General features: G+C 41.2%; 10 protein-coding genes. All 10 read right to left on the reverse strand.

Annotated features, from left to right (window positions below):
* Nucleotides 1-16: 16 nt before the first annotated feature.
* Nucleotides 17-1,018, reverse strand: coding sequence for a GTP 3',8-cyclase MoaA (moaA, locus tag FVQ77_02155; GenBank protein ID MBW8049143.1), 1,002 nt, complete (start codon nucleotides 1,016-1,018; stop codon nucleotides 17-19).
* An 11-nt stretch (nucleotides 1,019-1,029) separates the two neighbouring features.
* Nucleotides 1,030-1,719, reverse strand: coding sequence for a hemerythrin domain-containing protein (locus FVQ77_02160; GenBank protein ID MBW8049144.1), 690 nt, complete (start codon nucleotides 1,717-1,719; stop codon nucleotides 1,030-1,032).
* Between the two features lie 230 nt (nucleotides 1,720-1,949).
* Nucleotides 1,950-3,302 (reverse strand): hypothetical protein, encoded by a 1,353-nt coding sequence (locus tag FVQ77_02165; protein MBW8049145.1) that lies wholly within the window; start codon nucleotides 3,300-3,302, stop codon nucleotides 1,950-1,952.
* A 9-nt stretch (nucleotides 3,303-3,311) separates the two neighbouring features.
* Nucleotides 3,312-4,913: a NarK/NasA family nitrate transporter gene (locus FVQ77_02170; GenBank protein MBW8049146.1), complete on the reverse strand. Its 1,602-nt coding sequence runs from the start codon at nucleotides 4,911-4,913 to the stop codon at nucleotides 3,312-3,314.
* 74 nt (nucleotides 4,914-4,987) lie between these two features.
* The gene (locus FVQ77_02175) at nucleotides 4,988-6,481 is read right to left on the reverse strand and encodes a NarK/NasA family nitrate transporter (GenBank protein ID MBW8049147.1); all 1,494 of its coding nucleotides are present in this window, start codon (nucleotides 6,479-6,481) and stop codon (nucleotides 4,988-4,990) included.
* Nucleotides 6,482-6,563: 82 nt separating this feature from the next.
* Nucleotides 6,564-7,292 (reverse strand): respiratory nitrate reductase subunit gamma, encoded by a 729-nt coding sequence (gene narI, locus FVQ77_02180; GenBank protein MBW8049148.1) that lies wholly within the window; start codon nucleotides 7,290-7,292, stop codon nucleotides 6,564-6,566.
* 18 nt (nucleotides 7,293-7,310) lie between these two features.
* Entirely contained in the window at nucleotides 7,311-7,970 is a 660-nt protein-coding gene (locus tag FVQ77_02185) for a hypothetical protein (GenBank protein ID MBW8049149.1), read from the reverse strand.
* 66 nt (nucleotides 7,971-8,036) lie between these two features.
* Nucleotides 8,037-9,587 (reverse strand): nitrate reductase subunit beta, encoded by a 1,551-nt coding sequence (gene narH / locus FVQ77_02190; protein MBW8049150.1) that lies wholly within the window; start codon nucleotides 9,585-9,587, stop codon nucleotides 8,037-8,039.
* A gap of 95 nt (nucleotides 9,588-9,682) precedes the next feature.
* Nucleotides 9,683-13,297 carry a nitrate reductase subunit alpha gene (locus tag FVQ77_02195; GenBank protein ID MBW8049151.1) on the reverse strand — a complete coding sequence of 1,205 codons (3,615 nt, stop codon included), beginning with the start codon at nucleotides 13,295-13,297 and terminating at the stop codon, nucleotides 9,683-9,685.
* A gap of 91 nt (nucleotides 13,298-13,388) precedes the next feature.
* Nucleotides 13,389-14,459: a cytochrome c gene (locus FVQ77_02200; protein ID MBW8049152.1), complete on the reverse strand. Its 1,071-nt coding sequence runs from the start codon at nucleotides 14,457-14,459 to the stop codon at nucleotides 13,389-13,391.
* Nucleotides 14,460-14,527 lie beyond the last annotated feature (68 nt).

The following is a 14,527-nucleotide window of genomic DNA, read 5'->3' on the forward strand; positions in this document are numbered from 1 at the left end:
TTCTGCAAAAAACTCTTTAACCGCCAATGGCAGTCATACATCTTCCTCGCTCATAATCATGTTTGAAGGCGCGGTCATCCCAAGTATTCGGGGCCTTCAAATCAAATTGTTTCAATCCTCCTCTTTCTTTATATTTACGGGCAATACATTCAATGATAATCGGTTTTATATCCTTCCCATTTCTCAATGCTTGCAATAGATCAGCTTCATCATTAGAGAAAAGACAATTCTTTAATTTACCGTCAGCCGTCAGGCGAATGCGGTTACAGTCATTGCAGAAAGGCGCTGTAACGGAACTGATAACTGCAAAGGTTCCGTCAAACCCTTTTACACGGTAACTTTTAGAAGTGCTGTTAGGAGCATCCTGTAATTTCTCTATGGTATAAATATCTTTAATCCTGCCGAGCATTTCCTTAAACGGTACAATTTTGTCCCGTTGCCATTGATTCCCGTTAAAAGGCATGAATTCAATAAAACGTACGTGGATGTTGCTGTTCCTTGTCCACTTTACGAAATCAACTATCTCATTTTCATTCATTCCCTTGATCACCACTGTATTAACTTTTACATGAAACCCCTCATTGATAAAAAGGTGGATGTTGGCAAGTGTTTTATAAAAGCAGTCCCTTTTGGTAATTGTCAGGAACTTGTCCTCATTAAGCGTATCCAAACTTACGTTCACCGATTTAGTACCGGCTTTTTTAAATGTATTGAGGTAGCTATCCAACAGATAGCCATTTGTAGTAATAGCAAGTTCTACCGGCAGTTTTCCCAATTGTTCAATAATATGAGCAGCATCCTTTCGTACAAGCGGCTCACCACCGGTCAGCCGGATCTTCTTTATACCCAGTTCGACAAAAACTTTTGCTATTTCAAGTATTTCATCCCGGGTGAGTAATTGATCATGGGGAAGAAAGCAACTATTTTCAGGCATGCAATACACACACTTGAAATTGCATTTATCAGTCAGAGAAATGCGCAGATAATCGTGGGGCCTTCCGAATGCGTCCTTTAACATCTTGAGTATTATTAATAATGATCAAACCGCGGCAATTGCTCCTCCATCTCATCAAATTCACTCTGTGTAATATATTTATGTGCAAGCGAGAAGACGATTGTGTCTTCACGGAAAATATGTAAGTGTATCAATTCTACCAAGGCCTTGCCCTGTTCTATGGCGGCATCCAACACTACAACACGTGATGTATGATCCGGAAGGCGTGCAGCTAATCCAAAAAAGTTAAATGTTACAGCAGCAAGCTGCAATATTTTACTGTGATCATCTTCCAGCATATCCACAGCAGTTTTATGGAAAAGCCCCTTACTGTGTTCCCCTTTTTCAATGAGTCGTTTGTTTAATAAGGGAAATAAAATTTTTTCCTCTTTTGTATTGTGATGTAATTTTTTGTTATCCAGTAATTTAAAAAATTCAGCTAATCCGTAGTTAACTTCTTTATTAATTCCCTTTTTCTGAATTTGTGTCAGTATTTCTTCAAATTCTTTTAATTCATTTGAACATACTTTATGCTCACTCATTAGCTTCTGCAGGAAAGGAGGCATTTCCTCATACGGCACGGCTTCATCATTGGGTGGTGAATACGCATCAGGCGGATCCATGGGCGAAAATTCTTCCTGCTCCGTTTGCTTTTCAACCATCTTTTTCAGAGGATCAATATTGTTGAGATTTTTTAAGTTTGATTTGTCAGGTACATGTTTCATTTTTGAAATATTCGGTTGATTAGTTACAATGATTGTAACCGTTCACAGTGTCAAAAGACGCAATAAAACTTCTCGCAAAGCCGCAAAGGGTTTAAAGGGCGCAAAGAAAAAAAAATAAAAAAAACTTTGCGTTCTTTGCGGCTTTGCGAGAAAATAATCTTTACTGTGAACGCTTACCAATGATTCTTATGCAAATATCCACAGCGTCAACTAACAAACTATGATATTCGTCAGATTTTGAAGTGAGGGTTCACCACCAGCATCACCCAGCCCCAGTTACTGATCACATTGGTTTTTCCACCTTTTAATGCAACAAGAGAATTGGTCCCAAACATTTGAGAATAACCGGCTTTTAGAACTACGCTTTTGGCAATAATATATCCAGCGGTAAGGTCAATTTCAGTACCCAGACCTACCTTCATTGCAGTATATTTACCGCTGTTTGCTAACTCCTTACTGTCAAGTATATCGGCAGCAGCAGAGAAAAAATGCAGGTCAGCGCCCAGAAAATACTTATTTGTTTTATATTTTGCCTTAAAAAAAATATCTTGTAAACCCACACTGCCAATATGGTTCCCAACATAGAAATAATCCATGTAGCCGTTAAATTTATGATTGGTGCCATAGAAAGGGGTGAATGAGTTGTTAACTTTATTGCTTGTGTCGGTTTGGCTGGTTCCGGATAATAATTCAAAACCGGCAGTTAAAGTCAATTTATCTATAATTTTATAGGATACATCTAATTGTAAGTCGTAAGCGCTAATATTTTGCCCTGCACCTTTTCCACCTTTACCCATTTGGTAGTAGAAGGCTCCATTTGCAGCTAACTTATCTTTTTTATATGAAATCCTCGGGCCTATTGTCTGGCTAAAATTAACTTGATTAGTTGTGTCATAATTTAAAGAATCAATTTGGGTTATTTTTGTTCCCTGCAAACCATTATTCAAAAACAAAAAGCCTACCTTAGTATTTAAAGAATCAAATGATTTGTGCAGCCATAAAAATTGCATTACTTTATAATTTGCTACGGTATAAAAATTGCCTGCAGAAGCAGATTCGTCCTGGTTATAAGCTAACCCTAAATGTGCTTTGATAAAACCGTTATATTTAAACAATGCCAGATCATGGCTTCTTGCCTGTTGCACCCATCCTACATCTCCAAAAATTCTATGGTCATCATACACCAATTCCTGCCTGCCTGCTTTCAAAGAGAATTTATCAGAAAATAAGACTTCTGCCCATGCCTGGTGAATTGAGATCAAACCATCTGCGACATTTAATTGCTTTTGACTGCCCCAGGTTCTTACATCCTGGATTGTTATACCAACTTTGAAATTTTCATCCTTGTAATTTAAATTCAACCTGGTTCTTTGATCGGTAAAGAAGGCAGCATCCTGAGCAGAATCTGCAAGGGCTTTGTAGCCGTGGCGGTATTCTGTACGCGGCCTGATCTCACCTGTTAATGTAAACTGCCCATAAGTTGCTGCAACAGGTATTGCCAATATTACAGCAACAATACTTGTTTTGATAAACTTTATGAATTTGTTATATGTTATTTGTTTGTTTGTTATAAAGTTTTTCATAAATTTGTATTAACAATCAATTCCGGAATTTTTTCTATCATAATACCACCAATTTAATATCAGGCAAATGACATAATACATTGCAAAACCATACAAAGCTAATTCAGGAGTACCGGCCTGTATCTGCTGTCCGAAGACCTTGGGAATAATAAAAGCGCCATAAGCAGCAATGGCAGATGTCCAGCCTAGAACAGGTCCTGCTTGTTCTTTACTAAAGATATAGGGTATGCTTCTAAATGTTGATCCATTTCCAATGCCTGTTGTAATGAACAAGATCATAAAACAGCCAAAAAACGGCCACCAGTACGTTTCGGGGGTTGCACTTTCTTTTGCTTGTAAAACGAAGTAGGCAACAGCCAGAGCAGCTATTATCTGAGCGCCAGTACTATAAGCGGTAACTCTTGAACCGCTGCCTGTTTTATCTGATAACCAGCCGCCTACCGGGCGAACCAATGCTCCTAATGCCGGACCAATAAATACCCAAGCGAGAAAGTTGGGTGCGTTTGGATTAATATAGGTAGGGTCAGCAGAATTTGAGTAAACAAACACATCCTGGCAAAGCTTAGGGAATGCTGCAGAGAAACCGATAAAAGAACCAAAGGTCATTGTATAGATTATGGTCATTACCCAGTTATGCTTTTCACTGAAAATTGAAAACTGTTTCTTTAAGCTTTCCTTTATCTCTCCGGGAGACAAATATTTCATTAACATAACGGTAAGTATAACAACGACAGGTAATACTATCCACATGTTAATACCCAAGCCCACCAACAAATATGCACCGGTAAATGCCGAGATAAGGCCCAACATAATTAAAAATAAGGTTTTACCTATGCCCTGAACTGTACCTGGAAGTTTGGGTGTACCTGTTACAACATTATTCATCCCGAAAAAGGCAGCGATTGCCGATATTATTAACACCGGAACCCATACCCATCCGGCATTTTGAACTCCACTTAATGCTTCCCCTATTATTTTCTTGCCACCCTCTCCAATAGCGCTAAATATGAATATACCAGTAACCCATGGGATGGTTTTTTGCATAATACCGACACCGAGATTGCCAATTCCTGCATTTAACCCAAGTGATGTACCCTGAACTTTCTTAGGAAAGAAATAACTAATATTACTCATGGAAGATGCAAAGTTTCCGCCTCCAAAACCTGAAAGCACTGCATATATTGCAAATGTCATATAGGATGTATTTATGTCCTGTAAAGCAAAACCAACACCCATAACCGGCATTATTAATAAAGAGGTTGTTACGAAAATAACGTTACGTCCACCCCCAATTGCAATCAGAAATGAGTTAGGAATGCGCAGCGTTGCTCCGGCAAGTCCGGCAATTGCAGGCAAAGTATAGTACAACGAATTTATCTCTTTTAATTTTTCAGTAATTTGATCGGGACTCATGCCATCCGTGATCATACCAAAGTTATATCCATACTTTTTTAATTGTGTAGCAATAATGCCCCACATGATCCATACAGCAAATGCTAATAATAATGCAGGAATAGATATCAATAGATTTTTTGTTGCTATTTTTTTTCCTGTGGATTCCCAGAAGTGTTCATCTTCAACGTCCCATTTTTCAATATTTACTTTAGCCATGATTTTAGTTTTTTGTTGTTAGTTTTTAGTTACAAATTTGTAGAGACGTTGCATGCAACGTCTCTACAAATTGATTAATCCTTAGCTTCAATTTCCCTCATCAGTTCAGGCACTTCTTTGTACATCATCTTCTGTATCACGCGTTGCATCCACCACAGACAAAGAGCTGACAGCAGAAGCATAAACATCCAGCATGAGGTCCAAAGGCCGGTTCCTTTCAAAAGGTAACCAAATATCACAGGGCCGAAAAAGCCCCCTAACCCACCTAACAAGCCAACCATCCCGCCTACTACACCAACTTCTTCAGGAAAATAGTCAGGAATGTGTTTATATACACCGGCTTTGCCTATACCCCAGATGCTGCCAATAATAATGGCGAGAATGGCAAATATCCAAACGTTCGCCTGGAACATGATATGTGTTTCCCCTTTCGCTAAAAGTTCTTTTCTCTTAACCTCCTGACCAACCTTTACTACAGGGATCTGCCACATCTTTTTTACAGGGAAAATGTGGAATTCATCTAAATCCTCCTGAACCTCTGGCGGCCTTTGAATAATTAAATATTCCTTTTCTCCTACTTTTATTAGTGTTTCAGTAACTAAGGTTATTTTACCTTTTCCTTTAGCCATAACACCATTGCCGGGTGTTGAAACATCCATCTTGGGAACACTCATCATTAAGCAGATAATTACGGATGATAGCAATACCCAATACATTACAGACCGGGCTCCCCATCTATCTGACATCCATCCGCCCAAAGCCCGGATCACACCTGACGGAAAGCTGAAAAGAGCAGCAAGAATACCGGCTGTAACCAACGGGAGGTAGTAAACATTTACAAAGTACGGAACAAGCCATTGGGAGAATGAAACGAACATCCCGAACACAAGGAAATAATATAATCCAAACCTCCATACCCTGATGTTTTTCAAAGGAGCTAACTGGCTTTTTAAAGTTTTTTGACTGGTCTCTGGTTTTTTATTAGTGGTAAATAGGAAAAATAATATTCCCGTTAGTAACAAAACGCTTGCATAAATTTGGGGTAAAGTTCTCCAGGCTTCCAGATCTGTTCCATTATCTGTTAAGTTATTAAGGAGTGTTGGAGCAAAAAGAGTAGTTAATGCTGCTCCGGCATTTCCTGCACCAAAGATACCAAGAGCTGTTCCTTGCCAATTTTTGGGATACCAATAGGACGTATAAGCAATGCCAATGGCAAAGCTGATTCCTGTTAACCCAAAACCAAGGCTGCATAATGCAAAACTCGTAAAACTGTTAGCATAGGAAAGCAAAAACATTGGGATGGAGCAAAAAACCAATAAAAGCGAATAAACAGGCCTGCCGCCAAACCTGTCGGTAAGCAACCCTGCAGGCAACCTGAAAAGAGCTCCCGTTAATACGGGGATGCCCATTAACCATCCAATTTCCACAGGCCCCCAGTCAAAGACCTGGTTCTCAACCAGGAAGGTCACCAATACGCCATTCAACATCCAGCAGGCAAAGCATATAGTAAAGGCAAAGGTGTTGAAGAATAATATTTTATGGGCTTTAGGAGTTACTTGTGATTCCACTGTTACTGGTTTCTGGTTACTGGTTTCTGGTTTCTGGCTTCTGTACTTCGTTACAATAGCAGCCAGCACCCAGCTACCAGTATCAGGTATTTTTAGGCTGTGTCATTGTCCATGCTGTTTTAGGGTTACGTACTTTCTTTCTTCCCCAATACCAAATTACAACCTGGTAGGAGCGCCATGCATAATTAATAGGCGGAACTAAAAAATGTACCAACCTTGAAAAAGGGATCAACAGTACGATCGTAAAAGCGCCTGCTATATGTAATTTTACAGGCCAGGGCATAGCGCTTACAGCTTCAATCTCTGGTTGTAACACAAAAACTGAACGCAGATAAGGGGTAAGCACGGCAGCAAACCATGAAGATCCCCACCTGAGTCCATAAGCAATCCCCAGACCGGTAACTACCTCCAGAAGCAGCAGCAACAAGATCACTATATCCATATAATTGGAAACCACCTTCAGGCGGGGATGCGTAGTCCTCCGGATAATAAGATTTACCAATCCTGTCAATACGCTTATTGCAAAAATAAAGGCGGTTACTTCAAGTATGATCAAACGTAAGGGATGGCTGTTCCATGCCAGTACTCCCTGGGGGATTAAAAATGCAGTCAAATGCCCGAAAAAGAGAAACAGTATTCCCCAGTGAAACGGAATTGATCCCCAGAATAATCTCCTTCCCTCCAGGAATTGTGAGGATAAGGATGAAAATTTGAAACTTGTTGAGCGATACCTGTATATCGAGCCAACCAGAAAAACTGCCAAGGCTATGTAAGGTAGTGCAACAAAAAGAAAGTTGTCTATAGCATTCATAATTTTAAAAATTAATTGTTAATCAATTTCCATCTCGGTTCCTATAGATTTCAAAAAATCAGGAGTCTGCTCCGGTTTTAGGTCTATTTTAAAATCTTGCTGCAAAACTTTGTATAGCGCCAAAAGCGGCTTTTGATAAATAGCGCCATATTTTTCAGACCTTTCGATCAATGTTTTGTGGTGCCTTTTATATACTTTATTTTTTTCTTTTAATTTTTCAGGGTCAAATTCACCGATCATTTTTCTCAATGCATGTCCGACCACCTTATCTGCCAACTCTTCAACAAGCTCCTGTTTTTTCATTTTTGGAAGCAAACGCAACACATTAGGAAGATGATCAGACAGTTCATGATGGCAATCATTGCCAACCTCGTTGTGTTCCCTGTTTAGGTTCACAAGTAGTTCAGCGCGTTTATAATCATCTCCAAAGAGCAAATATCCTATGTCAAGCGTAGTAGTTGCCTGCACATCAAATGAACGGGTGAACAACTCTTCCATCTCTTTCAAGGTAGCTTTGGAAGTAAAATCCGTAAATCCTCTAAGCTCTGCACCTGCTGGCGGATAATGCTTATCAAGAAATTGCTGTATTTGTTTCACCCTTTCAGGGAAAGCCAAATCAGGATAATAAAATAAGCCTGCAAGTTTTTGGTAGTGATCAATTGATATTAATTGTTTCATTGTTACTGGTTACTGGTTTCTGGTTTCTGGTTTCTGCATACTGCTTACTGCCTACTGCCTACTTTTTCAAACTCCTCTTGCCGGTTTTTCCTTAAATCCAAATCCAACAGATCCTTTTGTATCGCCTGTAAATTCAAGCATCTCTATTGCCTGTTCGCGATGGGCTGCAGGTATTACAAAGCGATCATCAAATTTTGCAAGTGATGTGAGGTAATAAATGTCATCAGCCGTTTCAGCAGTCAACCCTACATCTTTCAGAACCGTTTCCGCTTTTTCGTCAGAAATATCTCCTACGGTTTTTCGCCTGCGATGAATTCTCACGGCAAGTAGCTTTTTGAGAACATTTTTAATTTTATCTTCATCACCGGCACTAAATAAGCTTGCCATGTATTTTAACGGGAATCTTGCCTGTTCAATAGTTCCCCACAATTCCTGCGTACTGGTGTCATAAAGCCAGTTGTCATTCCAGAATTTGGCAATAGGGTCCATTTTCTTTGCCTGCTCAGTATTGTTTGCTTCGCTCAATGTTGCCATGACCGGTAACATGGGCGGTACATAGAATAACATCGGCAGCGTTCGGAACTCAGGATGCAGGGGCAGCGCTAAACCCCACTTTTTTACAAACTTGTATACAGGTGAATATTGGGCTGCTTTAATGGTAGAGTCAGCAACACCATTTTTCTTAGCTGCCTCAATCACCTTAGGATCAAATGGGTCTAAAAGTAGTTCTAACTGACGATCAACGAGGTCCTTACAATCTTCAGAGGCAGTTTCCTGTATTTTATCAGCATCGTATAATATCACACCCAGGTACCTTATCCTCCCGACACAGGAATGCATACAGGCAGGTGCATACCCGGCTTCTATACGGGGATAACAAAGAATACATTTCTCTGATTTACCGGTATGCCAGTTGTAATATGTTTTTTTATAAGGGCAGGCAGTTATGCACATCCTCCAGGCACGGCAAACTTTTTGATTAATCAATACAACACCGTCCTCTCCTCTCTTGTAAATAGCTCCTGAAGGGCAGGAAGCTATACATGCAGGATTAAGACAATGGTTACAGATTCTCGGCAGGTAGAAGAATGCCATACGTTCCAGTTGGAACATTGCTTCACGTTCTGCCGGGGAAAGGTGTTTTAAATTGGGGTCATTACGCGCATAATCAGGAGTTCCGCTCAAGTCATCATCCCAGTTGGGGCCCATTTTAATATCAATTGGTTTACCCGTTATTAGGGATATGGGACGGGCCGTGGGCTGGTCGTCTTTTTCGGGAGACTCTATCAGGTCAAGATATTTATAGGTGAAGGGTTCATAATAATCATCTATCACGGGCAGGTGTGGGTTATGGAATATGTTCAGCAGCCCCTTTTTCTTACCTGCTCCTTTAAGGCCAATACTGCCGTTTTTCTTTTCCCAGCCACCTTTATAGATGTCCTGGTTCTCCCACTTTGTAGGATAGCCAGTGCCCGGTTTTGTTTCTACGTTGTTCCACCATTGGTATTCGGCTCCTTTCCTGTCTGTCCAGATATTTTTACAGGCAATTGAGCAGGTATGGCAGCCGATGCATTTGTCCAGGTGAAAGACCATTGATATTTGAGATCTGATGTCCATGATTATTTACAATTTAGAATAATTAGATATTAGATATTATGTATTATGTATTGTCTATTGTCTATTGCCTCAACATAAATGTTGAGCTACTATGATCACCAAACCAACTTCTCCATTTTCTTAACGATCACATGCGTATCCCGTTGGGGAGCCACAGGCCCCCAGTAATTAAAGTGATAGCTGAACTGCCCGTAACCTCCGCATAAATAATTGGGTTTCAGGTGGATGCGGGTAAAGCTGTTGTGCCCGCCTGCACGTTTATTACCCCTTACCTGCGATTTGGGTATCCCCACCGTTCTTTCAGGAACGTGATAAACGATGCACACGCCTCGTGGTATCCTTGAACTCACTACCGCCCTGGTGCAATATACTCCGTGGTCATTATATACTTCCACCCAATCGTTGTCTTTAATGCCCAATTCTTCAGCGTCCACTTCACTGATCCAGCAGGGTTCGCAGCCTCTAGAGAGAGTGAGCATCCTCAGGTTTTCCATGTAAGTGGAATGGATATGCCATTTACCGTGAGGGGTAAGGCAGTTGAGCACTTTTGCTTTCCCGTTTTTCAATGTTTCCCTGAACTCGCCATAAACTTCCGGTTTGGGGGATGGCTTGTAAGTAGGCAGGTGCTCACCATAGGCGATATACATTTCATGATCGAGGTAAAAATGCTGCCGTCCCGTTAATGTTCTCCAGGGAACCAATCTTTCTACATTATAAGTATAAGCAGCATAAGCCCTGCCGTCATTCATCAATCCTGACCAAAGCGGGGAAGTATTGTACCTTCTCGGCTGAGCCAGCAGGTCGGCATACCTGATTTTAACGTCCTTGCTTCCTTCTGCTAAATCTGCCAGCGCCATGCCGGTTTTCTTCTCCATGTTTTTGTAAGCCCTAACAGTCAATTCCCCATTGGTTAATGAAGATAAATGCAGTACAGCATTGCAAGCCCATTCGTCTTCTTCAATAGAAGGCAGGGTTTTTCCGTTAAACTTTCTCACGGGGAAATGGTTGGACTCTATCATCTCATCATATTCCCCTTCGCACATATAATGGTTGCCATGTGCTCCAAGTCCTTTTTTCCTGATATTGTCTCCCAAAGTGATGTACTTCTCATATATTTGAGTATAATCCCTGTCAACTATTGCCAGCTTGTGCGTTGTTTTGCCGGGTATGGCTTCACACTCTCCTTTGTACCAGTCTTTAATTTCGGGCTGGGTTATTTCATCTGCGGTATCATGTGCCAGGGGGGCTGAAATAATATCTTTCTGCGGCTCAGCAAGATGCTGTTTGGCAAGCTCACTGGTTACCTTGGCAAGAAGTTTAAAAATATCCCAGTCAGTCTTGGATTCCCAAACCGGGGCAACTGCCTGCCCTAAAGGATGAATGAATGAATGCAGGTCAGTGCTGTTCAGATCTGCTTTTTCATACCATGAAGCGGCAGGCAAGACAATATCAGAGTACAGTGCAGAGGAGTCCATACGGAAATTGAGATCCACTACAAGGTCCATCTTTCCTTTCGGAGCGACCTCGTGCCATTTCACTTCTTTGGTGTGCTCATCAGCATCTTTGGCAATAGCGTTGGAATGTGTGCCTAAATAATGTTTCAAACAATATTCATGTCCTTTCATACTTCCCATAATGGCATTTCCCCTCCAGATGTACCATACTCTTGGGAAGTTCTCTTCTGCCTCCGGGTCGCTTACGGAATATTTCAGCTTTTTTGATTTTAATTTTTCGAGCACATATTTTTTTATTCCCTCATCATCTTTTGCCCCGTTACTGATTGCCTCCTTGCACAGCTCAAGTGTATTTTGATTGAATTGCGGATAAAAAGGCATCCATCCCATTCGCACCGATTGATAGATGGTGTCAGCCGTGTGCTGTTTTGTCCATTTATTATCGGGAACGGTATTATACTTTGAGAACTGCCCATCATACCGGTATTGGCAGGTGTTGATATAATGCCAGAGAGGTGCCTGCTGCAAACGGATCGTATCCAGCCAGTCCTTGGCAAAAGCAATGCTGCTCCATGAATCCATCGGTGCCAGTTTTTCCTGTCCCACGTAGTGATTCAAGCCCCCTCCGTTTTTGCCTACACATCCGCTAAGCATCAGCGCCATAGCTCCTGCACGATACATCAGGTTCTGGTGATACCAGTGGTTAATGCCTGCACCAACAATGATCATGCATTTGCCTTCTGTAATGTTGGCGGTATTTGCCCATTCCCTGGCAAATTGCAGGACGGTTTTGGAAGCAACCCCGGTAAATATCTCCTGCCAGGCGGGCGTGTAAGCAGCATCTTTGTCATTATAATCTTTTGGATAATCACCAGCCAGTCCCCTGTCCACACCGTATTGTGCCATGATCAAATCGTAAATGGTTGCAACGGGTATTTTTCCTTTGGTAGTTTCGATGTATTTAACGGGAACACCTCTGAGCGGGTGATTGTCTAAGCCAAATTCAGTGAATTCCGTTTGCAGCACTTCATCATTGTCATTTAAGAGCGTAAGTACAGGGTTATAGGACTTATCGGTCTCACCATCTTCATGCTTCATATTCCATTTGCCGCCATTTTTATCCCACCTGAAGCCCATGCTTCCTTTAGGAATTACCAGTTTTCCGGTTTTCTCATCAATATTTAAAAATTTCCAGTCACCATTTTCTATATTTTTAAATTTTGATATAGTGTTTGCCCGAACCAGTCTGCCAGGCTTGAAATGCTTGCCATCTTTTTCCAATTTAACCAGGTATGGACTATCGGTATATCTCTTTACATAATCAATAAAGTAAGGCGTTTGTTTTTCGTGATGGAATTCTTTCAATATGATGTGTGAAACAGCCATCCAAAACGCACCGTCACTTCCAGCATGCAAAGGCACCCATTGATCAGCGTATTTACACACCTGGCTGAAGTCTGGAGAGAAGACCACTGCCTTGGTCCCATTATGGCGTGATTCGGCAAAGAAGTGGCAGTCGGGAGTCCTCGTCATATTGAGGCATGCGCCCATATCGGCTATCATCTTGGAGTTATACCAGTCGGCACTTTCGCACACATCGGTCTGCTCACCCCAAAGCTCGGGAAATGCAGTGGGCAGGTCGCAGTACCAGTCATAGAAACTTAGGCAAACTCCTCCAAATAACTGTAAAAACCTGGCGCCAGAAGCATAACTCATCATTGACATTGCAGGAATAGGCGAGAAACCGAACACCCTGTCAGGACCATATTTTTTGGCGGTATAAATGTTTGCCGCTGCCATGATCTCCATAGCCTCCTCCCAGCTTGCTCTCCTAAAGCCGCCCTTACCTCTTGCTTTTTGGTATGCTCTTCGTTTTGTGTCATTGTTTTGAAGGTTTTCCCATGCCTTCAGGGGATCGCCCACTTTTTCTTTCTCCTCCCTGTATGCATCAAGCAATGCACCTCTTATTAGAGGATATTTAATACGCAATGGGCTGTACAGATACCATGAATATGAGATACCTCTCTGGCAACCTCTGGGTTCATAGGGTGGGAGAGAACTTTCCAATAATGGATAGTCTAATTGCTGGGTCTCCCATACTACGATACCGTCTTTAACGTGTATTTGCCAGGAACAACCCCCGGTGCAGTTTACACCATGTGTGCTTCTGACAATCCTGTCGTGTTGAAAACGGTTCCTGTAAAATTCTTCCCATTCACGTGTTTGTGGCGATATAATGTCTTCTATCCAACTCATTTTTATTTACGATTTATGATTTTAGATATTGTTCTATTGTCTTTCGAGTTTCGAATTTCGAGTTTCGAGTTTCGAATATTGTCAACTGTTTTCAAATGTCAACTGATTTAATTTGTCTCTCATAGATTTCGTGATTCACGCTTCTTTTTTTCCTGTTAAACCAGAAGAAATAAAAGAATCCTAACAGGGTGATCGCTCCGGGAATGCCTCCATAGAGCATCACCATACCATAATTCCTTGTGTGCTGGTAAATATGTTGTTCATCGGCATATTTTAAGAATCCTGATATATCTAATATCTCCTGTTCTGTTAACCGGTTATTTCGATATGCCTGCTTCATAACAAGGAATGGAGTGTTGTTCAATATTGCTTTTACTCCTGCTTCATTCAACCTTGAAAAAGCTGTTGTCAGATCTTTTGCCAGAACACCTCCTGCAAGGATGGCATCATTCTTTATATGATGACAGGAATTGCAAGAGGGGCCACCGTTTTTAAAACGGTTTATTCCCACAAAAAGATTTTGTCCGTTTAGGATATTTGCTTCAGTGATCTCTACAGCGGGTTGTTCTTTTTTTTCTTTTGCTACCTTTTTTAAATAATAGGTTAATGAATCAGTTTCCTGATCTTTTATTTCGCCTGTTTGTTTGGCTATTGCTTCGGTGGGCGCTTCTTCGAAACTTTGACTGATGATATAGCCGATGATTATTTTTATTTCCTCATCAGAGATGCCCGGATCGGGCATTGTTATTTTATTGAATTCCTCAAAAAGGGCAACAGCATCAGCATCTCCGCTTTTGATCATAGTTTGAGACGATCTTACAAAATTGACGATCCATTCTTCTGTATGCCTTTTATGGACGTTGGCCAAATCAGGACCAACCAGTTTTCCTTCATTGACTGTATGGCAGGCGGAACAATAATCTTTGAATAGCGTTTCACCCTGATCCTGAGCTAATGGAGTAAAGGGAGACAGGTTTCCGAAAGTTAGAGTTGGCAGCGGCAGCAGCAGGAGGCAGGACTGCCAACTGCCGCTGCCTACTGCTGCTTGTTTGTATAGATATGCCTGTCCTGAAGAGCCTGTCCCGACAAGTCGTGAAAGTGAAGGGATCCCAGCAAATATTATACAGATCAATAAGCTGGCACGCATTAAAATTTTCTTCATGATGAATGAATTTTAATAAATCATGCCCAAAGGTTGCCTGTATTGATCCTCTAAAAAATGATTTTTGT

The organism is Cytophagales bacterium, from assembly GCA_019456305.1.
Classification (GTDB): domain Bacteria; phylum Bacteroidota; class Bacteroidia; order Cytophagales; family VRUD01; genus VRUD01.